At 43.6% G+C, this 22,565-nt stretch carries 21 protein-coding genes; 5 read left to right on the top strand and 16 right to left on the bottom strand.

What is annotated here, in order from left to right; translation table 11 throughout:
- Positions 1-2: 2 nt before the first annotated feature.
- Together ispG and DK188_RS16940 are read left to right on the top strand one after the other, a co-directional pair.
- Positions 3-1,985: a (E)-4-hydroxy-3-methylbut-2-enyl-diphosphate synthase gene (gene ispG, locus DK188_RS16945; RefSeq protein ID WP_111672029.1), complete on the top strand. Its 1,983-nt coding sequence runs from the start codon at positions 3-5 to the stop codon at positions 1,983-1,985.
- Positions 1,986-2,250: 265 nt separating this feature from the next.
- The gene (locus DK188_RS16940; protein ID WP_111672028.1) at positions 2,251-2,445 is read left to right on the top strand and encodes a DUF6728 family protein; all 195 of its coding nucleotides are present in this window, start codon (positions 2,251-2,253) and stop codon (positions 2,443-2,445) included.
- 42 nt (positions 2,446-2,487) lie between these two features.
- Here DK188_RS16940 and DK188_RS16935 read toward each other — a convergent pair whose 3' ends face one another.
- The 13 genes from DK188_RS16935 to DK188_RS16875 all read right to left on the bottom strand — a co-directional run bounded on the left by DK188_RS16935 (position 2,488) and on the right by DK188_RS16875 (position 15,158).
- The gene (locus tag DK188_RS16935; protein WP_111672027.1) at positions 2,488-3,378 is read right to left on the bottom strand and encodes a sterol desaturase family protein; all 891 of its coding nucleotides are present in this window, start codon (positions 3,376-3,378) and stop codon (positions 2,488-2,490) included.
- 146 nt (positions 3,379-3,524) lie between these two features.
- Positions 3,525-4,148 carry a hypothetical protein gene (locus tag DK188_RS16930; RefSeq protein ID WP_111672026.1) on the bottom strand — a complete coding sequence of 208 codons (624 nt, stop codon included), beginning with the start codon at positions 4,146-4,148 and terminating at the stop codon, positions 3,525-3,527.
- A 46-nt stretch (positions 4,149-4,194) separates the two neighbouring features.
- On the bottom strand, positions 4,195-5,427 hold the full coding sequence (locus tag DK188_RS16925; protein WP_232825758.1) for a hypothetical protein: 1,233 nt from the start codon (positions 5,425-5,427) through the stop codon (positions 4,195-4,197).
- A 355-nt stretch (positions 5,428-5,782) separates the two neighbouring features.
- On the bottom strand, positions 5,783-6,652 hold the full coding sequence (locus tag DK188_RS16920) for a DUF6268 family outer membrane beta-barrel protein (RefSeq protein WP_111672024.1): 870 nt from the start codon (positions 6,650-6,652) through the stop codon (positions 5,783-5,785).
- A gap of 66 nt (positions 6,653-6,718) precedes the next feature.
- A complete protein-coding gene (locus DK188_RS16915; protein ID WP_111672023.1) occupies positions 6,719-7,399 on the bottom strand; it encodes an ABC transporter ATP-binding protein in 681 nt (226 codons plus the stop codon).
- A complete protein-coding gene (locus DK188_RS16910; RefSeq protein WP_111672022.1) occupies positions 7,396-8,640 on the bottom strand; it encodes an ABC transporter permease in 1,245 nt (414 codons plus the stop codon). Before DK188_RS16910 ends, DK188_RS16915 begins: the two co-directional genes overlap by 4 nt.
- Positions 8,637-9,728: an efflux RND transporter periplasmic adaptor subunit gene (locus tag DK188_RS16905; RefSeq protein ID WP_111672021.1), complete on the bottom strand. Its 1,092-nt coding sequence runs from the start codon at positions 9,726-9,728 to the stop codon at positions 8,637-8,639. The genes DK188_RS16910 and DK188_RS16905 overlap by 4 nt, the downstream gene beginning before the upstream one ends.
- Positions 9,725-11,050, bottom strand: coding sequence for a TolC family protein (locus tag DK188_RS16900; RefSeq protein ID WP_157963266.1), 1,326 nt, complete (start codon positions 11,048-11,050; stop codon positions 9,725-9,727). The genes DK188_RS16905 and DK188_RS16900 overlap by 4 nt, the downstream gene beginning before the upstream one ends.
- A gap of 128 nt (positions 11,051-11,178) precedes the next feature.
- The gene (locus tag DK188_RS16895; RefSeq protein ID WP_157963265.1) at positions 11,179-11,952 is read right to left on the bottom strand and encodes a hypothetical protein; all 774 of its coding nucleotides are present in this window, start codon (positions 11,950-11,952) and stop codon (positions 11,179-11,181) included.
- 19 nt (positions 11,953-11,971) lie between these two features.
- On the bottom strand, positions 11,972-12,400 hold the full coding sequence (locus tag DK188_RS16890; protein ID WP_111672018.1) for a DUF2147 domain-containing protein: 429 nt from the start codon (positions 12,398-12,400) through the stop codon (positions 11,972-11,974).
- 397 nt (positions 12,401-12,797) lie between these two features.
- Positions 12,798-13,571, bottom strand: a complete 774-nt coding sequence (locus DK188_RS16885; RefSeq protein WP_111672017.1) for a LytR/AlgR family response regulator transcription factor — start codon at positions 13,569-13,571, stop codon at positions 12,798-12,800.
- A complete protein-coding gene (locus tag DK188_RS16880) occupies positions 13,568-14,569 on the bottom strand; it encodes a sensor histidine kinase (RefSeq protein ID WP_157963264.1) in 1,002 nt (333 codons plus the stop codon). The genes DK188_RS16885 and DK188_RS16880 overlap by 4 nt, the downstream gene beginning before the upstream one ends.
- A gap of 208 nt (positions 14,570-14,777) precedes the next feature.
- Positions 14,778-15,158, bottom strand: a complete 381-nt coding sequence (locus DK188_RS16875) for a PH domain-containing protein (RefSeq protein WP_111672015.1) — start codon at positions 15,156-15,158, stop codon at positions 14,778-14,780.
- Between the two features lie 256 nt (positions 15,159-15,414).
- Between DK188_RS16875 and DK188_RS16870 the strand changes: the two genes are divergently transcribed.
- Both DK188_RS16870 and DK188_RS16865 read left to right on the top strand, forming a co-directional pair.
- Positions 15,415-15,762 carry an MmcQ/YjbR family DNA-binding protein gene (locus tag DK188_RS16870; protein ID WP_111672014.1) on the top strand — a complete coding sequence of 116 codons (348 nt, stop codon included), beginning with the start codon at positions 15,415-15,417 and terminating at the stop codon, positions 15,760-15,762.
- A 172-nt stretch (positions 15,763-15,934) separates the two neighbouring features.
- Positions 15,935-16,894, top strand: a complete 960-nt coding sequence (locus DK188_RS16865; protein ID WP_111672013.1) for an ABC transporter ATP-binding protein — start codon at positions 15,935-15,937, stop codon at positions 16,892-16,894.
- Between the two features lie 271 nt (positions 16,895-17,165).
- Here the strand turns inward: DK188_RS16865 and DK188_RS16860 are convergent, their stop codons facing one another.
- From DK188_RS16860 to DK188_RS16850, 3 genes are read right to left on the bottom strand one after another with little or no spacing between them, the layout of a single operon-like run.
- Positions 17,166-17,690 (bottom strand): FKBP-type peptidyl-prolyl cis-trans isomerase, encoded by a 525-nt coding sequence (locus DK188_RS16860; RefSeq protein ID WP_111672012.1) that lies wholly within the window; start codon positions 17,688-17,690, stop codon positions 17,166-17,168.
- 4 nt (positions 17,691-17,694) lie between these two features.
- Positions 17,695-18,426 carry a class I SAM-dependent methyltransferase gene (locus tag DK188_RS16855; protein WP_111672011.1) on the bottom strand — a complete coding sequence of 244 codons (732 nt, stop codon included), beginning with the start codon at positions 18,424-18,426 and terminating at the stop codon, positions 17,695-17,697.
- Positions 18,413-20,827, bottom strand: coding sequence for a YfhO family protein (locus DK188_RS16850; RefSeq protein ID WP_111672010.1), 2,415 nt, complete (start codon positions 20,825-20,827; stop codon positions 18,413-18,415). Before DK188_RS16850 ends, DK188_RS16855 begins: the two co-directional genes overlap by 14 nt.
- Before the next feature lie 286 nt (positions 20,828-21,113).
- On the opposite strand from DK188_RS16850, the gene ffh reads away from it, so the two are divergent.
- Positions 21,114-22,454, top strand: coding sequence for a signal recognition particle protein (ffh, locus tag DK188_RS16845; protein ID WP_111672009.1), 1,341 nt, complete (start codon positions 21,114-21,116; stop codon positions 22,452-22,454).
- The last annotated feature ends 111 nt before the right edge of the window (positions 22,455-22,565 follow it).

Below are 22,565 nucleotides of genomic sequence, written 5' to 3'. Positions count from 1 at the left end.
CTATGGAGTCACTGATCAAATCCCTCGATTCCCTGTATTGCGATAGTCTCACGAGCTATTCCAGACGTAAAACGATTCCAGTTCGTGTCGGTGACATCACCATTGGTGGTGACAATCCTATCGTGGTACAGTCCATGACTACTATCGACACCATGGACACCATCGGCTCAGTCGAGCAATCCATCCGGATGATCGAATCGGGATGTGAGTTGATCCGAATCACAGCTCCGAGTATTAAGGAAGCGGAAAACCTGAGAAATATTAAAGCCGAACTGCGCAAAAGAGGGTACCAAACCCCACTCGTCGCAGACATTCATTTCACGCCAAATGCTGCTGAACTGGCGGCTCGAATCGTAGAAAAAGTTCGGATCAATCCAGGAAACTACGCAGACAAAAAGAAATTTGAAGTCATCGATTATACTGATACAAGCTATGCCGAAGAGCTGGATCGGATCAGAGATCGCTTTTTGCCCCTAGTGAAAATCTGTAAAGAGAATGGTACAGCGATGCGAATCGGTACCAATCACGGATCACTATCGGATCGGATCATGAGCCGCTATGGCGATACGCCACTCGGAATGGTGGAGTCGGCCTTGGAGTTTTTGAGGATTTGCGCAGATGAAAACTACCACGAAATCGTCATTTCGATGAAGTCTTCCAATACCCAAGTGATGGTGCAGGCTTATCGACTTTTGGTCCAAAAGCTAAATGAGGGTGGATTCAAACCTTACCCATTGCACCTAGGGGTGACTGAAGCCGGCGAAGCGGAAGATGGGCGGATCAAATCCGCAGTCGGAATCGGAACCTTGCTGGAAGATGGATTGGGAGATACAGTTCGTGTTTCCTTGACCGAAGATCCGGAGTTTGAAGCCCCCGTTGCCAAAGCCTTGATCGATCGCTATACTGAGCGCAAAGCACATTCGCCGATTGCCGAAATCTCCCACTATCCCATTACTCCATTCGAGTACAGCAAGCGGCAAGTCGCCGAGATTTACAATTTTGGCGGGCACAATGTCCCACGAGTGATCACAGATATTTCCAAGATCGAAAAAATCACTGATCGGGAGATGAAAGCAGTTGGACATTTCTATTTACCGGAACTCGATAAGTGGAAAATGAATGACCAAGGCTGCGATTTCGTGTATTCGGGTAAAAATCCAATCCCGTTTATGCTGCCAAATGGCATGAAAGAGATTCAGGATTATTCGGTTTGGCAAAATACAGCTGATGGGATCAATAAGTTTCCACTCTTCAAGTTGGAAGAATATAGAGCAGCAGGAAAATTCCATTCTGAGCTGAACTTCTTGGAGATTTCAGATGAGGAAATAGAAGCGACAATCCCGGAAATGGAAGATAGAAAGGACACTGTTTTGATTCTGAAGACAGACAATACCCATTCTATGCCGGCTTTGCGCCGAGCATTTGTCAGTCTTTTGGAAGCCAAGTCCCAAGTGCCTGTCGTGGTCAAGGTAAGTTATCCCGATCAGTCGGCTGACTCCACCACACTCTATGCAGCTACGGATGTAGGAGGATTGCTGATCGATGGATTGGGGGATGGGATTTTGATTTCTTTGGAAAAAGAAGCCGAAAATTCCCGTCAGGAGGTATTGGATCAGATCAAACTGCACAACTCAGTGAGTTTTGGAGTGCTGCAAGCTGCCCGAACCCGGATGTCTAAAACGGAATACATTTCCTGTCCGTCTTGTGGTCGAACGCTCTTTGATCTTCAGGAAACTACCGCAATGATCCGCAAGCGAACCGATCACCTGAAAGGTGTGAAGATCGGAATCATGGGCTGTATTGTAAATGGCCCCGGTGAAATGGCCGATGCAGATTACGGTTATGTCGGTTCTGGTAAAGGCAAGATTACCCTCTACAAAGGCAAAGAAGTGATGAAAAAGTCTGTGCCTTCAGAAAGAGCCGTGGACGAACTCATCAACATCATCCGGGAAGACGGGATGTGGAATGAGCCGGAGACGATTTAGAAAATTCTTCAGTTGAAATACGGTTGAAATACGGTTGAAATAAACGACGCTTCGCGTCGTGAAATACCAAGCGTAATTTTCATGCATTATTCCGCCAAAGGCATAGTTTATTTTGTAAAGCAAAAATTTATTTCAACAATATTTCGCGAAACATATCTCCATCATATCTCGCAAAGCTTATTTCGACAGCATTTCGCGAAGCATATTTCTTCTTTAACCAAACTTATCACTCACTCATACTGTTAACGAACCAAAGCCAGAAGTCATGTCAGAAAAAAATAAAGTACAGGAATTCTTCAAACTGGGTGAGGTCGGAAATTACTTTCTGAATGTATTTCGAAAGCCTGATCCCAATAAGCCAACTAATTTCAACCTTCGGATGATGCATGGGATCAACAAGATTTCCATCATCGTGTTCCTATTTGCAATCATCGTCTGGACAATCAAGCGATTTATCTAATCGTAAAATCGGTTTTATATGGTTCTTAAAGCTGATTTCTGATCAGCTTTTATTTTTTCCAAAAATCCGCTGAAAGGGCTCGACATTTTGCCCGATAAAGTCCTCTGGGAACTTTTCTTCTTCTGGCAATCCGACAGGTAAATTTTCATCATCAGCCGGCCAATAGTTCGTCCGGAAAATAAAATCCCAAACACTCAAGGTAATTCCATAATTGAATCCGTTGGGATGGCTCTCGGGAAGGTTTCGGGCATGGTGCCAAAGGTGCATTTGCGGACCGTTAAGGATGTACTTGAATGGGCCGAGCGGGATTTTTAGGTTGGCATGTCCCAGTTGCCCGGTAACCAAGGTGAAAATATGGACGATAAAGAAGTCTGTAATCCCAACTCCAATCATGGCCAAAGGCAAGTATTCTAAGGTTCGATAAATCACATTTTCCATCCAGTGAAACCGAAGCAATGCGGCAAAACCCATTTGTCGTGTACTGTGGTGCACTTTGTGAAACTCCCACATCCAGCCCACATGATGGTACATCCGGTGAATATTCCACTGCATAAAGTCACGCACGATAAAAATCAATACGATTTTTGCCCAAAATGGCCAGGTTTCGATATGGATTGCCACCAGATTGGTGATACCAAAAAGCCCCAAGAAATCATTGAAAAGCTCCACTGCGACCATGGACAGGGCATTGTAGGCAATTAGCGCAAAGAGAAAGTAATTCCAAAACAGATAAAACAAATCCATCCAAAAGTCCTGCCGAATGGCGGGTTGATCTTTTCTCCAGGGGAATACCAATTCCAAAATCCAAATCAAGATTGAAGCGGCTACCAACCAGTAGAAGTAGTTATGCCAACTGGGATGAATGATTTCATTGTACAGGTAATTGGCATAGCCGTAATAGCCATCCACAATCGCCTTGCCGTATTTTTCCATTGATCAAATATCAATAATCAATCTCTAAACTGAGTGATTTACTTCCTTGTTTGTCTGTCAAAAGAAAAAACAATTGGAGCCCACCATTGGCAATCCGTTTCTTTTAAATAGGAATGAGGAAATTCGATAAAAAACTTGAAATCTGATCAAAAAATAAATCCAATTCTCCCCACCAAACTGTGGTACAAGTAGTTCGTCTCGGTGATTGAATTATATCCTGCAGGCAGTTTTAAACTCGAAAAAGGCCTTGGCGTAATCATCGGCTCAAAGAATCCCTGAAAGAATTCCAGTTCTTGCCGTTTGTATGCGATACTCATGGTGAGCGAAGTTTTTCCTTTTTTCGCAGGTAATCTGACCCCCAGAGATGGACTGAACATGATGCCGCCCTGATACCAGCTTTCATACCATTCTGTTTCTTCTTTTTTCTCCAGAAATGCCGATCCTCCACCGATATCCATTCCTCCGATAAATTGGGGGCGGTTTTCTTTTCCCAGAAAACCCCTCCAGCCCAATGCAATGGGTACAATGGAAATGTCCTCATACTGATCTAACCCCACCGAGAAACCGAGTGCATGATGCTTTGAGATTTTTGCACCATGAAACGTAATGATCGAAAAATCCACCCGACTCTGATCTTGGCCATCCCATGTATCTGTCTTTTTTCCTGCTAAAATTCCGATCTCGGTCTGGTTGTAATAGACTTTTTCCTGCCCAAAAACAGATTGGACAGAGCTGAAAAAAATGGCGATGACCAAAAGTTTGACTTTCATTTTTGCGATGAAAAAGAAGGGTTTTGTTTATGTAGTTCCAAAGGTGCTATTGTACTGTCACGGGATTTTTCACATCAATACAGCTCAACTTCACCAGTTTGGACGGGGTGCTGTAGTCAAACTGGCAGACGCCATCCGGACCGATGACGATGAGGGATTTGGGTCCAGGGATCAGATCAACAGATTTCATAGATTCCAAAAACTCCATCTGGTTTTGATCGATCTTCATCACATCGGCCACATTGAAGCTTTTCAGCCCATGGCGACCCTCGGCAATGTAGAGATTGTCATCCGCAAGGCCCAGTCCATGGGGATTGAGCATGGGGTAGGACTTCATCATGTAAGGTTTGTAGGGATCTTCGATATTGATGACCTGTAGTTCGTTGATGTTATTGACGCAGAAGTTGCCACTGCGCAGCGTGACGAAAGCGAATTCTTCGTTGACTACGACAGGATCACATGCTACCATATGCTCGTACACAGCCATTCTTGTCGGGCTGCTAGGCGTAGAGGCATCGTAGATGTGCATGCCTCTGTTGGATCCGATGAAGAGTTTGTCTTGGAAAGGGAAAATGGTCTCAATACCCCAACCCAGATCGATGGGCTTAATGAACTTAGGGGCTTTGGGGTCTTTCACATCAAACACGCGAAGTGAAGTCTCATCCACAGCATAGAGGTGTCCACTCGATAGCGTAAATCTAGCCATCGACCCTCCCGTGCCATAGCTCTGAGCTGCTGCTGAAAAATTGGCTGCAAAACTCATACTACCATCCATGGCAAAAAATGCACAATTGACACAGCCCCAATAGGGATTTTCGGAGGTAATTACTGAGTCCCGGAAGGTGATGATTTGTCCGGTATCATGCTGGTACATCTGTGTAAAAACGTCCTCGACACGGTTGACCAGGCTGATATTGTTGATGTTGCTGATGTCAAAGGCGAGCAGATCCACATAATTGTCCGCATATAGGATGTTGCTGTTGACAGCTAAGTCTACATTGCCTTCGATGGGGATAAAGTTCTTGTTGATCGGATTTGCCGGATTGGTATTGTCCAGGATGTGGATGCCTTTGGTCGGTTCGTTGATCAGGAGGTAGTCGCCATAGAGGTAGATTTTGCCAGGATTTTCCAGTTCCTGCGGAGGTGCAATAGTGATCGTTCTGGCCCGAACATCACTCATCTCCAGATAGATCGGCACCATAGCCCTGAAGGTATGTGTGGTCGTGATTTCATCCTGACAGGAGCTGATGGCAAGCGAAACCAGTATCAGGGTTATCATCGGAAGTAGTCTAAAAATTCTCATTATAAGGCAGCGTTAGAGTAGAAGTAATCGGAAACTACTAAGATTACGAAAAGGCCATTCGATTCGCTACAGGTGTTGGTGATTTTTTGAAAAAGGAGTATTTAATTGGGAATCTAGCCAATTCTGCAATTTTTGAGAATGCTAGAATTGAGGAAAGAATTATACAATTCAAGGTGGAAGCCATCGATATCCAGTAGGGTATAGGTAGTTATACCGATTGTTATTTCATTTTTCAAAAAGTGTAAAGTGCAAAAAGCCTCAAGGGCGAAGTTCCAAGCATTCAATTATTGAATTCGGTGGATTATTCCCACGCTTTTAAAAATTTACAGTCTTAATTTTTTATTAGCTGGGGTCTAATATAAAGCCTTATAGACAAAAATAGGCCGTTATCTAGGCTTAAATCGATATCATCACTTCCAATAATTTCGAAATCATAGGTTCGTCTTGCGGCAATTCCTGCAAAAAGTTCGATAAATAGAGGTCCAACAATTCGATACTGGAATTCAGGTCCCAATCTTACTCGTGAGAACCGAACCAAGTCTACTTCAGATCCATTGAATGTTTCATTGTTGAGATTATACTGACTCCCATTTACGTCAAACTTTAATCCGTAAGAGAATCGATTGGTATAACTCCACATCGTTTTCACAAAAAAAGGTAGGTTCATATCCAATTTCATTTTATTACCCAATCTAGTCAGGCCTAGGGAAGGTAAAATCAAAGGTCTACCAAACCTTGAGGTACTGATTACGCCAATGCTATAAGAAACCTGTTCGTTCTTTTGGGTTTTGAATAGAATTCCACCTTGCATCAAAAAATTATTTCCCGAGAAGCTTCCTGGTTCGTCAGTTGTGGAAATAGCTGGATAAGCGCTTACAATCAATTGTTTATTTTCAGACAGGTTGAAAACCCCAGCAAATCGTAATCCCAGAAAAAACAGGTCATCATTTGATTGACGATCGGCGCTTTCAGGAACTACCAATCGATAGGTTGCTCCGACGAGTAAGGACCATTTTTCCTTCTGAATCGCAGGTAAGAGAAATGAAACTTGATATTCTGAAATAATGGCCTCAATACTATCTGTCTTGCTTACAGATGCTTTAGGATATCTTGCGTATTCCACTTCCAGCAATTCAAATTCCTGACCCCAGCAATTGCCAGCAAGAGCTATTAGTAGGATCGTCCCAAATAGTATTTTCATTAAAATGATATTTTTTTGATTGGCAGTGAAGTCGGCCTACCTCAATTTCTCCTGCTATAAATGGTATCAATTCAAAATACGGCCATCGGCCATTTCTAAAATCCTGTCACTTTTCTGTGCAAACTCATCGTCATGTGTAACCGCAATAATGGTTTGTCCCCTTTCGGCCGCTAGCTGGCGAAAAATATCGAAGACGATATCTGTATTCTTTGAATCCAGATTGCCGGTTGGCTCATCCCCCATGATAACGGCAGGCTGGTTAATTAATGCCCGTGCTATGGCCACCCGTTGCTGCTGTCCGCCGGACAGTTTATTGCTTTGCTTCATTGCCTGAGCTTCGAGGCCCAGCAATTTCAAATTCGAGTAGGCATCTTCTCTGATTTCCTCTTCGGATTTTCTACCTAGTTTGAGGGCTGGAAGCATCACGTTATCCAATGCTGTAAACTCCGGAAGCAGGTAATGAAATTGAAAAACGAATCCAATGTGGGCATTTCGGAAAGCGGCTAACTGATTTTGAGTCCGTCCTGTAAGGCATTCTCCATTGATAGTAATTTCACCTGTGTAATCCGTATCCATGGTAGACAAAAGATAGAGCAAGGTTGATTTCCCTGAGCCCGACTTACCGATCATGGATAAGAACTCGCCCTTTTTGACATCAAAAGAAATATCCTTTAACACCTGAAAGGTTTCTGGTTCGTGAAAGTATTTGCAAATTGCTCGGGCGGATAGTGCTATTTCTTCGTTCATCCTCTTATTATTTCTACAGGGTCCACTTGAGAAGCTTTTTTGGCAGGGAGATATCCTGCTACAAATGTTGTGATCAATCCAAAAATGAAGGCTAGGATATAGTCCTGGGGATCGTAAACCATCGGAAGTGTATCCAATGTTGCCACGCGAAAGGGTATATAGCTTACCAATACAGAAACTAAATAGCCGAAAGTGATCCCTACTATTCCACCGATCACCCCTATGATGACAGACTGAACCAAGAATATTTGAATGATGTCTGTTCCGTCAAATCCCATGGCCTTAAGGATTGCGATCTCTTTTATTTTTTCATTCACAGTCATGTTCATAATGTTGAAAATTCCAAAACCGGCTACCAGAAGGATGGTGAGGGAAACAGCTACAGCAATGATATTCCTTAAGTCATTTCCAGCTTGAAGTTGGCCGTTAGACTCATTCCAGGACTCCACTTTATAGGACACTTTGGGGGCTAGTTGAGTGGCAACTTTGGTGGCCTCATTGAAATTTTTGATGTTAATCTGAATATCAGTGACATACCCCTGATTTTTGGAAATTAACTGCCTTGCCGAACTGATGCGGACGTAGCCTTTGGCATTGTCTACTCCTCCGATCGTTGTTTTGATGATACCGATTACTTTAAAATTGCGACTGACACCATCTGCAGTAATCACCGTCACATTATCATCCAAGGTCAAACTTAATTTCTCAGCCAAGCCTGCTCCCAATACCACTCCATCGCCTCGGTCTTCCATACTACTCCAGCTGCCCTCTGTAATGTATTTTTCAGTGCCAAAGAGGAAGCTTTCCTGCTTCACATCAATGCCTGATAAAACTCCATTGAGTTTGGTAGCTCCATTTCTAAAAAACACATTGACATTGACTTGGGGAGTAATGCCGGTAATAGCTGGATGATCTTCTATGGCAGCGATAATTTTTGCGGAATTCTTAATTCCTTCTGTATACTGAATCACCTTGGCATTCCTAAGATTTACCAGTTTATCCTCTCCGTATTTCTTTTGTAGAAGATTAGTGTTGTCTTCAGGAAGGTCATTATAAATATGAAGGTGCGCCAGAGTACTGAAGGCGAGCTCGGTCTGCGTATCATTGACACCAGTCATGAACCCATTCATAAATATGTACATGGATATCCCGAAGGTTACGCTCAGGATCGCTACCATGGTTTGCTTGACCCTTGAGGTAAGGTGCGCTCGGGAAATCTTCAGATTGGTCACCCGGCTCATGGCTTTTTCATTTGTTTAATGAGCCTGGATTGGTCAAGTCCGGAGATGATCTCCACCCAATCACTAGTTCGGATTCCTACTTTTACGGCTGCTTTTTCCCCGTCTTTATAGAGAATACTATCTCCAGGCAAGAGATAAGCACTAGGGATGACCAAGGCATTTTCTTTCTGAGCAATGATGATATTTGCCTGAAGCTGCGTGTTCACATAGAGTTCAGGGGTTTCTACAAATGCTGCTTCACAAATAAATGATTGTTGCTGCTCATCAAAGGCAGGATAAATCTTTGAAATGCGGGCGTCAAGTAAGTCGTCTTTTTGGGTATTCAGCGAGATGGTGGTCAGCTGCCCAACTTTGATCTTGTCAATATCCTCCTCTCCAACACACAATTTTATCAAAGGCTTTCCTCCACCAATCCTGGCTATAGTTTCTCCTCGTCTTACCAGATCTCCCTGGTTTTTATATACTTCCAGTACCCTGCCATCAATAAATGAGGAGAGGAAATAATCGCTGGTGTTTTCCTTTTGGATATTGAGTTGGGTTTCGGCATTGATGAGGTTAAGCCTGAGTTTTTCTACCAGATCACTCAGAGATTTTTGTAGGATATCCACTTGGCGGCTGGAGTTTTCATATTGCACCTTGGCACGCTCGAGCTCCTGCTGCGATACCGCTCCAGTATTAGATAGATTCTGATATCGTTTGTAATTGGCGCCGTCTATTTCCAGTTGCGATTTGGCCTGTTCGATTTGCAGTCGAAGCTGACTCTGTTGAGGTGAGTTTTCATTCAGATTCTTAAGGGCGTCTTGGTAGGTGGCTTGAGCACCTGACAACTGCTCGTTTTGCACCTCGCTGGAAAGCTGGAAAATCGGCATCCCAGCATTTACTGAATCACCTTCTTGGATAGAGGCGGCTACCAAATAGCCTTCACTGTTTGCTGTGACCATGTACTCATTTTCCATGATGATAAGACCACTGGCAAATACCGCATCTACAATGTCTTTCTGCTCGGCATGGGTAGTTTCTGAAGTATTGCAAGCGCTAAGCAGGGCCAAAAAGCCACTACAAAGCAATAGGATTCGGATATTTTTCATTGGATTCGTGGAATGATTTGGCTGTAAAAGGAATAGGTGTTTAACAGGGCATTTAAAAATGCATTTTCGGCTTTGAGGTAATCTTCAAAGGCGTAGAGGTAGCGATCCAAGCTGATCAGACCTTCTGAATACTTTTGTAGGGTAAGTCTTTCGTTTTTTTCATAGAGTTGGAAAGCCTCAAGAGCGAGACTCGCATTGATCAGACTAGAGTGATACTCCTCAATTAGCTGGGCATCCTGAATTTGGAACTTTAGGTTTACCTGATTCAGCTCATATTCTGCCAGTTCAAGATCCATTTTGCTGGCCCTTAGTTTATTTTGAGTAGAGAAACCGGTGAATATGGGAATGGAAAAGTTCAGTCCGAGATAACTATAATTTGTCCAAGAATTATTGCCAAAGTCAATTCCGAAATCTTCCCTGAATTGTTGTTTGCCATAATACCCATACAAGGAAAGCTTAGGGACAAACAGGGATTTTTGGATGTTGACCTGATTCTGGGCCTGCTGCGCACTGATGCTGGCTAGTCTGATTTCCTCATCTGGCCCAAGCGCACCCGGGCTATATTTTGGAGGCAATTCATAATTTAAATCGGCTGAAACATGGATTGAATCTCCTACTTGCAATCCCAACAGTAGCTTAAGGTCATTGCTGCTGTTTTGATAATGTTGCCTGCTGGTAGTCAGATTTTGCTTGGTGATATTGGAATTGATTTTAGCTTGGTTTACAGCTAGTGCATCCATTGCGCCTTCTCTGAATTTTTGCTCACTCAACGAAGCAATGCTGTCAGCGATTTCCAAATCCTTCTCAGCTAGGGCTATGGCTTGCTTGGAAATCACCAGAGAGTAATAGGTGAGATGGACCTGTTGGTCGAGTAGTTGTAGGTAAGCCGCTTGTTGTGCCTCAGCGGCTTCATAAGTCAACTTAGCCATTTTCACCTTCAGTACAGATTGCCAGTCGATCAGACTCATTGATACATTGAGGCCAGCATTGTAGGCGTATTCCTGTCCAAATTGGGCATCCACTGTGCCACCTGGCTGACCAAAGAAATCACCTGGGACAGGAGTAGTGGGCAGCTCAAAGTTCTTTTGTCCACCAAAGCTGCCGGTAATTTGAGGCCAAAAGGATGCTTTAGAAGCCTTTACCTCATAATTGCTCTTTTCTACGTGGAGCAAATAACTCTTCAGATCTGGGTTTTGCGTTCTGGTCAGCCTGATTAGCTCTTCCACAGAAGAAACCTCCATCAAAACAGGATCGGTCTGTGCACCCACCTCAAAGCAAATGATGAGTAAGAGCAATAGCATGATTCGCTTATAAAAATTCATAGGTGATTTTTTTGCTTGTGTATGAAATTTGATTTTTCCATCCAATTGAAATGGCCTAGGATGCCTCAGAATAGAGATTTCATCTTTTGAAAAGGTTATTCATTTGGATTGGTCTTCTTTTAGCTAGTTCATCTCACTCGATTTCCTTTGCCAATAATGAATTGTAATGCTAGCGTAGAGGTAATTCCACCCGGGGAAATAATTCCACCCAAATTCTTGGATCTTGATGCATGGAGATAGCCCATGTTAAAATCAATCATCAGTTTTGGCGAAAGTCGATGGGCAATACCAAATAAAATATTGCCATAGTTGTAATTCCTACTTTGACGGATGGTTTGCTGATACTGGCCTTGTGTAAGAGTAAACCCGCCGCTTCCACCTTCAGCCACAGCTTTTATTATTCCTAGCTTTAATCCAGAATAGATTCGAGTGAAAACTCCGATATTGAAAAAATACTTGCCTCCAATACCAACATTGACCATTGCCCCTCCACTGCCACTTCCCTCGGCTTGAATTCCATTAGGCCCACCAATTGTTAGAGAAGTGATCGTTTGATTCTTGGGTAAGGACATAAAATCCATCGCAAGGAATACCTGTATGTCTTCTGAAAGAAAATACCCTCCTTCCAAACCGATAAATGAGCTCTTGCTGGTAAAATCCGTTAGGGTAATCGTATCGGGTAGGTTGGACCGACTAGAATTGGACACGAACCGCTGACCATATTCCAACCCAATAGTCCATCTTGTTTTGTAAACCCCTCTTAGTGAATCGATAAGAAATGGTCTTTTCTCCAATTCTTCAATCGATTTGAAGGCTTCGGAAAAGGGGATATAATCTGAGTTTTGGGCCATTAAGCTACCTAATGTCAGTTGTAAGGCTAGCAATACCAGTATCCTTCTCATTTTACCTGAATCTGCTAGCTTACAGAGTTGATCTAGTCCAGGTTTGCTTGCGTGTAAATCCTCGGTATGATACATTCAACTCCAGTTTATCTTTTCCCGAGCTTACTATTACCACATCCATTTCCAAGCCGCGCTTTGGAGCGTAGATTTTACCGTACCACTTTCCGTTTTTGGCCTGGAGATCCGTCAACATATCAATTCCCAAAAGCTGACGATTTTTTAATTCCTTGTTTGAGTTGTAAAGGTCCTTTACAGGATTCCCATTTTTGTCTGTGGATTGCTCCAGCCAAACTATTTTTCCAAAGTAGTTGTCACCCTTTTGGTAGATTTCAACTTTACTATTTCCTTCCTCTGTCAGCCAGATTCCTTCAATAGATTCCTGTGCATGTGCCTGAAATCCAGCGATGATCAAAATGATGCTTACAAATACTTTAATCAGTTTTTCCATAGCTTTTTGATTTTTATTTAATCAAAATAACATGGGATACATTTTTTAAAGTAGGCAAAGGTTGCTGAAGCAGGAGAATCAAGGACTGAACCCTACTTAATCCTGTCGAACCATTTGGTATTTCAGCGTATTGATCCTGCTGTGGTTTTTTCTTTTTGGTTTTACCTCAAAATCAGCATCATTTACTGAATAAGGATTGTTGAAAAATATCGGAGAAATAAAATTCCGGCAGAAAAGGGAGGTAGAATGGAATAATGAGGATGCAGATTTATATCTGCTACGTGAAGATGAGGATACTCTTTATAGAATACGTAGAGAGGTGAAAATTCACAACATTAAAAAGAGTAAGCCAAGATCAGGGATTAGAAAAAATCAGCGGTGCCATTTGGGGTCAAAATCAGTAATCCGCCCAGCGTTTAAAATCAGTTGCTTTCTCTTTGCTGATAATAATCGGTGAAGGAGGTTCGGGTTGAACTTTTAGCAATAAACGTCCGGTGAAATAGGGTTCTATTTCCTCAATAGCTGATCTAGCTACTAAGTATTGGCGGTTGGCCCGATAGAACATTGCCGGATCCAATTGCTTCTCCAGTTCATCCAGAAAAAAATCAATGACATATTCCTTTTGGTCCTTCTTTCGAAGGAATAAACCTCTTTCTTTCACATAGATGAAGGCCACGTCGGATACATCCACTAGGTGCATTTTTTGCTTAAAATCGACAAGAAAGCTTGAGCGGTAACTGTCCGGTTTAAATTCTCTGGCTAGAGTCATCAATTGGTGCATGTAATTTTGCCGGTTGTAATCTTTGTATGACGCCAAATAATGGTGGATGGCTTTCTCCAGTTCTGCCGGATCTATGGGTTTAAGGAGGTAGTCCAATCCTTTCACTTTAAAAGCTTGCAAGGCATATTCATCGTATGCAGTCGTGAAGATCACTGGAATAGAAATCTCCAAGTGTTTGAAAACCTCAAAACTAAGTCCATCTGTCAGTTGGATATCCATAAAAATCAAATCCGCTTCCTGACCTGACCGCACCCACTCCAACACACCTTGCACACTATTTAGTGTACCAATAACTTCAAATTGTACAGCAAGCTTTTCCAGCTCTTTCAGAAGCCGTTTTACGGCGATATCTTCATCTTCCACGATGAGAATCTTTATGCTGAAGCTCATTGCTGGGTCTTTTTATATGGTAATATCACTCTAAACATATTCTCATTTTCTCCATACTCGATTGGGGCCAGTAGTAAAGAAAACCGCTTCTGTAAATTTACAAGACCTAGTCCCTCACTGTAGGATACAAATGGCTTGGGATTGATATTGTTTTGAATGACTAAAGTATCCTTGTTCTCAAATACCTCGATCCGGAGCGGATTTTCGTTGGTAGCTTGGTTGTGCTTTACAGCATTTTCGATCAAGAGTTGCAAAGAAAGCGGAGGAATGAGCACTTTTCGTAGTTCGACCGGGATATCCACTTGGAGATGAACCGCGCCATTAAACCTGATTTTCAGCAGCTCCCAATAGTCCTTTAAAAAGGAAAGCTCATCCTCCAGAAAAACAAAATCCCGCCTGCTACTTTGCAAAACCACACGGTACAAATTGGAAAAAACACGTACAAAACCAACAGCTTTTTTTTGATCCTCTTCAATCAAGTCAATTAATGTGTTAAGGCTGTTGAATAAAAAATGCGGGTTGATTTGCTGCTTCATTGATTCCAATTCAGCCTTCAGCTTCTCAGTCTGCAGTAGGAGGTTTTGGGAATAGAGGGAATCTTGTTGTTTGGTCATCTTTAGGGCTTGCTGAAAAACTGCAAAAATCAAAGCAGCCATTGTAAGTCTGGTGGCTACCACCCATATGGGGACGGTCGATGATAGGCTTATCCAGGAAGGGAAAATGAAAAAATCCAAAGCTAAGATTAAGCTTATGTATAGGAGATTGGTCAACACGAATACGGTTTTTAGCATTTTGGTTTCACCAACTCTCAAAATTAACCAATCTGGGTGCTTGAACTGGTAGTCGTTTAGTTGCCAGATAGAATAGAGAAAAAAGACACTTAGAAGGTATTTTGGAAATACCTCTATCGGATCAAGGTCGCCTTGGCTGCTAATGATGCTGAGTCCTGGCAGCAATAGGGAAAGAATGACTGGTACTATTTTCTCAATTCTATTCATGGCTCGGCAAGCATACGAACAATTCATTTATTTAGAAATGACTCGTTGTTCAAAACCTTCAAATTAACTGCTAGGGCCTTATTTTAAGGGTTTGAACCTTTAGCTTTACATATTGCAGCAGCAAAAAAAGGTAAAGTGCTAGGATAAAAAGGTGAACTATTGAAGCATACCATCCAATACTGCCCTATGCATTTCTGGTACTCACCACCTATTTCGCTACATAGTAGGCCAGTACTTTCTGCACCTGATAGACATTGACAGACTTCGTAAATTGCTTCACGATGCTAGGTTCCTGCTCGGAGGAGATCCAGATTTTCAGTTCTGCATCCAGCTCAAAAGTTCCGGCAGTCTCTACACTGAATCGACTGATGCTCTTGTAGGGTATGGATTTATATTCGGTTTTGCTGCCAGTGATCCCTTGCTTATTGACTAGGATGAGACGTCGGTTGGTAAATAGAAAAGTGTCCCGGATGAGTTTGAAGCCCATTTCGATATCTTCTCCTTCGATCAGCAGTGTGTCGTATTTTTTCTTCAGTTCATCGGCATTTACTTCGCCGGCATTTCCGATCAGTGCAGAAAAAAGTCCCATAGTCGTTTTGTTTTATGTTTGAGGAAAAATAAGGAGGAAAGGGGGATTTATTACTTTAGAACCTCATTTTAAAACCAAATGGAACCTGTGGAAGCAAAATAAATTCAATGCATCTCTTTTTTTAATCTTAGGAAAAGATAGCAATCGGTCAGTTGCTCGATTCTGTCTTTAGATGCTTACATCTACACTTGACTCTCGTATTTTTGGTTTTAGACCTCTATTTTTAGATTTCTGATTTACTCTTTCCCACTTTGCCATGACCTTGGGTTATTTCCGCGACTACTGCCTTTCTCTTCCCGGCGTGACCGAAGACACGCCATTTGACCCGACTACGATTTGCTTTCGGGTAGGAGGGAAGATCTTTGCCATCACCGACTTGGATGTTTTTGAATACATCAATCTGAAATGCGATCCAGAGCGGGCTGTGGAACTGCGGGAGCGCTTTTCCGGAATAACTCCGGGCTATCATATGAATAAAAAGCTATGGAACTCCGTCAGCGTCAGCGGAAGTGTGCCCGATCCGCTGATCTTTGAGCTCGCCCTACACAGTTATGAATTGATCAAAGCTTCTTTGCCGAAGAAGATGAGGGAAAGTTTGCAGTAATCAGTTATGAATTTACGAGGTATGAATTACGAGACCTACGGTAGAGTTAAGGCATTTGACTTTAGTTAATTTTACTATTTTACCACCTATAAACCTTTGTCAATCTTCCAATTTTTCAATTAATATCGAATATCGAATTTCAAACTTCGAATTCCGAACCTCAAATCGAAACATGTCCTTCTTCTCCATCCGTCAAATCTCTAAGACCTACGATTCACAAACTGCCCTACAGCCATTTTCTTTGGAACTGAAGCGGGGAGAGCTTATCGCCATCGTCGGAGAGAGCGGTTCGGGTAAAAGTACCCTGCTCCGCATCATGGCTGGACTGGAGATGCAAAGCTCTGGAGCAGTACTGCTCAATGGCCAGCCAATCGAAAACCCAGCCCAAAAACTGATTCCAGGCTATGACGAAATCAAGCTTATCCACCAGGACTTTCAACTCAATCCGAACTCTACCGTGACTGAAAATATTTCCAGGCCGCTGATTCAGTACGACAAGGGGTATTCTAAGGACAGGCTTGTGAGCTTGCTATTTGAATTTGGGCTGGAAGGACTGAAGGATCGATTTCCGCGTCAGTTGAGTGGAGGGCAACAGCAGAAGGTCGCAATTGCAGCGGCTCTGGCGGTGGAGCCTGAGGTGCTTTTGCTCGACGAGCCCTTTAGCAGTTTGGATCCGATTCAGAAACATAAATTGATTACTGAGCTCAAGGAATTGTTTTTGGAAATGGGCACGACGGTGGTCTTTGTCACCCATGACTTGGACGATGCACTACGTCTCACGGACAATTTGATTATCCTTCAAAAAGGCAAAGTAGTCCAAAAAGGTGGTTCACAGGAATTGTGTGAGCATCCCAAAACCCGCTATGTGGCCAGGCTTTTTTCTACGATCAATCTGATCCCGGATCGGTTCAATTCCTTTCTTAGGCCATCGGATGTACGACTTCGAAGCAAGGGCGAACTCCTTGGGCATGTGATCGATCAGCGCTTTTTGGTACACTATAATTCGCTGCAGGTAAGGTTGAAAAACGGAGGGCAAATTTGGGAAGTCGATGATCCCCTTCGAAAGTACAAGGTCGGTGACCGAGTTTACTTATGCTTTGATGAGGAAAAAGTGTTGGTTTTGAAGGGGTAGAATTTAAAATTGTAGGATCGAAAAATTGTGACTCAGGGTCGACTTCATCATTCGATGTTCGTAATTAGAATTGGAAAATTATAAGATTGAAAGATTGAAAAATTGCCTCAATGTCGGTCTCCACTCCCATTTCAAATAAAAAAAGTGTTCAGGGTCCCAACCCCAAACACCTTTTAAATTCCTCAATCCCGAATTTTCTAAACCAAGGACCAAGACATGGTCAAATTCTTTAATTTCTGGCGAGGCATCGTAAATCGTAATTCTTAAATCTTTACTCGTGTTCTCCATGCTCCCCATGCACATGGCCATGAGCGAGTTCTTCTTTGGTGGCTTCACGGACTTCGATGATTTTACCTTCGAAATGAAGCTCAAATCCAACCAGTGGATGATTGAAATCCAAAAGTAGGTTTTCGCCCAGATCCTTCATGACTTTGGCCTGCATGCTATAGCCGTTTTCATCCATAAGAGGAAGGAATTCGCCTTCCTTCAGCATCTCTGCAGAGAAGCCACGCTCACCTGAAAATTGTTCCTTTGGGAGTGTGATCAGCAGTTCTTCGTCTGGTTCGCCATAGGCTTCCTCTACGGATAGCACAAAAGAAAAATCTGTTCCTTCTTCTCTGCCGCTGAGCAGCTCCTCAAACTTCTCCGGTAGGCCACTTTGTCCACAGATGAAGTAGAATGGATCTTCTTCATCCCGGATCTCCACGCTGAATGGAGCAGATTCGATATCGTCTTCGTTTTTGCTCACTTTGAGTTCATAGGTGAGTCCGACTACAGTGTTTTCCTGGATTTGCATGAGATTATTTGGTTAGGCCATATTTCAGGCGGATTCGCAATCGTTCTTTTAAGACACTCCACTTACTGAGTGGGGTGGAGGTTTGAAGGGGTTTTGCTGCGCGAAAGACAAAGTACTGGTAATCTTTCTCGGCAAAGAAAAGGGAGTAAGTTTCCATCTTTTCGAGATAAAAACCCGCATGGGTGATGTTTTTGATCAGGTCACCTGAGTCCAATGGCTGGTCAATCACCTGGAGTTTTTCTGGTTCATTCTCAATCATCCATTGAAGGTAGCGAGGTGATGGAATGTGAATGAAAATCACTGAATCAGGAGTCGAGTGTTTTTGGATGTTCTGGAAAAGCCGAAAATGCTGATCGACAGGAATGTGCTCCAATACATCAGGAAAGACAAAGAAGTCAAAGCTTTGAGCCTTTTTGTCAAAATCTGACATGTCCGAAACTTCAAAACTCAGATTGCTTTGAGACTTCCAGAGGGTTTTGGCTTTTTCGATGCTTTCTGGCGATATGTCAACAGCCAGCACTTCACCTTTGGGCACCTGCGTAGCCAAAAGATGCGAAACTGTACCGATCCCACAACCCACTTCGAGGATGCGATGCGACGACTTCAATCCAGCTGCTTTGACTTTGTCTAGAATGCTCAAATGGCGGGAGTTGATCCCGGTCTTCTGCTGTTTCTCTGCAAACTGATCGTAGAAACTTACAACTTCCTCCTTTTGATCTGTTTTAGGCTTTTCCATTGGATTCTTTGTAAGTGAAAAAGACCCCAGCGATTAAAGTCAAAAGGATCAAATATTGAAAAATCACTGTCGGTGTCTTCGTGGCATAAAAGCTGGAAGGAGCGAAAGTAAATACTACTTCGTGCTCACCCGCGGGAATCTCCAATCCTCGAAGGAGGTAATTCACCCGCACGATGGGAGCTTCTTTTCCATCGATAGTAGCAGTCCATCCTTTTGGATAATGTACTTCTGAGAAAACAGCCAGACCTCCCTGACTCATCGAGGCTTGATAGGTAATTTTATCCGGGTTGGTCGATTTCAGGCTGATTTGCCCGGCACCGGCAGGAATTTGACCAAACTCTTCTGTATTTAAAGTTGCTTGAGTTTTGGTGTTGATTTCTCCCAACGTATCGATCTCCTCCTGATTGGAGCCAACAGAGACGATTTCTGTCGGTATCCAAGCCGCACCATTTGCCTCAGGATTCTCAAAAACAGCATTTGCTTCTGCGCCTGCAATCAGATATTTTGTGTTGAGCATATTGATCACTCCGGTACTTTCCCAATCAAAGTTTCCTTCCTGCGCCTTGGCAATGAAGGCCTCCAGCTCAGGCTGAATCTGGTGTTCCACCAGATCCTGATATCGACGGAGTTTTGCCCCATGATAGCCGCCAATACTATTGAATCGGTAACTGGTTCGCGCTCCTTGAGTGAGTCCTTCCGTTAAAGGCAAAACTCTGAAATAGCCTTCATCCGATGCGATGGATTTTTCGGCTGGAGTTTCAGCGAAAAACTGTCGCGAAGGATTTCCCTGAAAGGATTCAGCATTCAGGTAGCGTCGATTGATCGTCCAAACGTCAACCGATATCAAAGCGATCAAACCGATACCGAGCATCAAGTCGGAGACTTTTCCTTTAAGATGAAAATAGACTAATCCTACAGCCGAAGCGATAAACGCCAAGCTCTTCCAGGCAGAAGCTGAGAGCATGGCCTTACGGTCTGCTTGGATGGCCGTCGCCAGCCACTCTGGGAAGCTGGCATCTGCCGCCCCTTCAAATCGGAAAAATGCTCCAGAAGCCACCGCCAGAATCAATACCACACCTCCGACAATGCCTCCGGCAAGGAGCAGTGGCTTCAGTTCGCCTTTTTTCACCAATCGTTCTAGCGAGATCATCCCCAAAACAGGTATGGCAAATAGCGTCATTCCCAAGGCCATGGATACAGCCCTGAATTTGTTGTAACCCGGTAAAATGTCAAAGAGTGCATAGTTGAACCATGCCAGATTGCTGCCCCAGCTCAGCATCAGCGAGAGGATGATGATGGTGCCAAAGGTGATCAGACTTTCCTTTGGTGCAGCCCAAATCCCAAGCAAAGCCAGAAAAACCAAAATCACACTGCCATAAATCGGACCTCCTGTAAATGGCTGATCTCCCCAATAGGTCGGTGCTCCCTTGAGGAATCCGTTGATCTGGGCAGGGTCCATGCCTTGAGCGCGGAGTGCTTTCTCGGAGGCGGATCCTTCGCCAAGTGGGGTATTGCTTCCACCTCCGTAGAAGTCAGGGATCAGCAGGGTGAGTGTTTCCAGTTTGCCATTGGACCAGCCAAAAGCATAATCCTTGTCCAAGCCGGAAGATTTCGCTTCCAAAGTTGCATTTCCCCGGGTGGAGAAGGGGCTGTATTCGAGGGCGGTTGCCAGTCTGCCTATATTTCCTCCTACAGCCAAAGCGGCACCGAGGACAAGGAATCCTATTGTTTTAGAAAGTCCTGGAATACCTTCTTTTTTCCAGTCAAAAACCATCCGAACGACCACATAAATCACCGATATGATCAGGGTGTAGTAAGTGATTTGCAGGTGGTTGAATTTCAGTTGGAGCAAAAGTCCCAAGGCAAGTAGTGCCGCTCCCAAGATTCTTTTTCGCTCAAAAGCCAGATGGATTCCTGCCAAAATCAATGGAATCAGGCAAACAGCCCAAATCTTGGCATTATGACCCGCCTCGAGGGAAAGTAGATTGTAGGTGTTGAAAGAAAATGCAATCGCTCCGCCGATGGCAAAAACGGGCCTGACACCAAAGCTCAGGAGCAAAATGTACATCCCCACCATTCCAAAAAACAAACCACTGATCGGGTGGGGAAGTCCCAAGGTCAGTACAGAAATCAGCATATTGGTGATGTCGCCTGGAAACTCCATGCTTACAAAATAGGCTGGCATGCCGCTAAACATGCTGTTAGTCCAGAGCATTTGCTCTCCGGTAGCCTCCCGGTGATCCAGGATGGCTTTGGCCGAACCTTCCCATTGGAGGATGTCGCCTTGGAAAATGATTTTCCCATCGAATACCATCGGGGAGAAATACAGGACTACGATCGAATAAAAAAGGACAATGCCCAACAGGTGAGGCAGCAGGTCTTTTTGAAAGTTAATTTGCATGAAAAGGAATGATTTTTTCCGCGACAGAATTAAGCCTGCAAATTAGGGATTTAATGGGAAAGAGCGAGAAGATATGATTTTGGAGAAGCCCACACATTTACTGATTTTGTTCTTCATTAATGTTTCCCGCAGAAGCTTGCAGAAAAAGTCGCTGATAATCGCTGATTTTGGATGGATTTTATTGCTTCTGTCTTGAGTCTCCTGTCTTCCTTCTTATTTCGCATAAATTCACCTTCCCAGAAACCCTTAAATTCATTACTTTTGCACCAAATAGAAGCAAAACCGAATGTTTGATAATTTAAGTTTAAAGCTTGACCGGGCTTTCAAAACCCTGAAAGGAACCGGGAAAATAACCGAAATCAACGTCGCATCCACTGTAAAGGAAATCAGAAGAGCCCTGATCGATGCCGATGTTAACTATAAAGTAGCCAAAGAAGTCACCGATACGATCCGAAATGAAGCTTTGGGCCGTGATGTATTGATTTCTGTTTCTCCTGGCCAATTGCTTGTCAAAATCACCCAAGAAGAGCTCACCAAGCTCATGGGCGGTTCCAAAGTCGACATCAAACTCAGCGGTGATCCGGCTGTGATTTTGATCGCGGGTCTTCAGGGTTCGGGTAAGACGACCTTCACAGGAAAGCTTGGAAGCCTACTGAAAAGACAAGGAAGACAGGTTCTCTTGGTGGCTTGTGATATCTACCGACCTGCCGCGATTGATCAGCTGAAAGTCTTGGGTGAGCAGATCGGTGTGGAAGTATACGCTGAGCCTGAGAATAAAAATGCGCTTCAGATCGCTAACAATGCGATTGCATACGCAAAGAAAACCGGCAAAAAGACCGTAGTAGTCGATACCGCAGGTCGTCTGGCTGTGGATGAGCAGATGATGAAGGAAATCGAGGAACTGAAAAAGGCACTCAATCCTTCGGAGACACTTTTTGTAGTAGACTCAATGACAGGTCAGGATGCGGTGAATACCGCAAAGACCTTTGATGAGCGACTGAATTTTGACGGGGTCGTCCTGACCAAACTCGACGGTGATACCCGAGGTGGTGCGGCGATTTCGATTCGTCACGTAGTGAATAAGCCGATCAAGTTTATCTCTACCGGTGAAAAGATGGAAAATCTGGATGTCTTCCATCCGGACCGTATGGCTCAACGAATCCTCGGCATGGGTGACGTGATCTCCTTGGTTGAGCGTGCGCAGCAATCCTTTGACGAGGATGAAGCCAAGCGAATCAATGCCAAAATCCGTCAAAACAACTTCAATTTTGACGATTTCCTTTCTCAGCTGGAGCAAGTGAAAAAGATGGGAAATATCAAAGATTTGATGGGTATGATTCCCGGAATGGGCAAAGCCATGAAAGGGTTGGATATTGACGACGATAGTTTCAAGCCAATCGAAGCAATTATTCGCAGCATGACTCCAAAAGAGCGTCAGCAGCCCGACATCATCGATGGACGCAGAAGAAAGCGAATTGCTGATGGTTCGGGAAGGACAATTGTGGAGGTAAATAACCTGATGAAGCAGTTTGACGACATGCGCAAGCTGATGAAGCAGATGAACAAAATGGGCGGAGCCAAGCAAGCCATGAGCCGTATGATGCCTCCCGGTGGAGGAAGAAGATAAAATTAGTTACGAATTAAGGTTTACAAGGATTTCTTTCCGTTTTAACACTATTGCCCGATCAGAAATGGTCGGGTTTTTTGTTTTTTCCTTGAAAGTTTCGCTAGAAAGAAT

This window comes from Algoriphagus litoralis (assembly GCF_003259255.1).
In the GTDB taxonomy this organism is placed as follows: Bacteria; Bacteroidota; Bacteroidia; order Cytophagales; family Cyclobacteriaceae; genus Algoriphagus; species Algoriphagus litoralis.
Note: the sequence above shows the minus strand (reverse complement) of the source record. Positions and strands in the feature narration are given on the sequence as shown.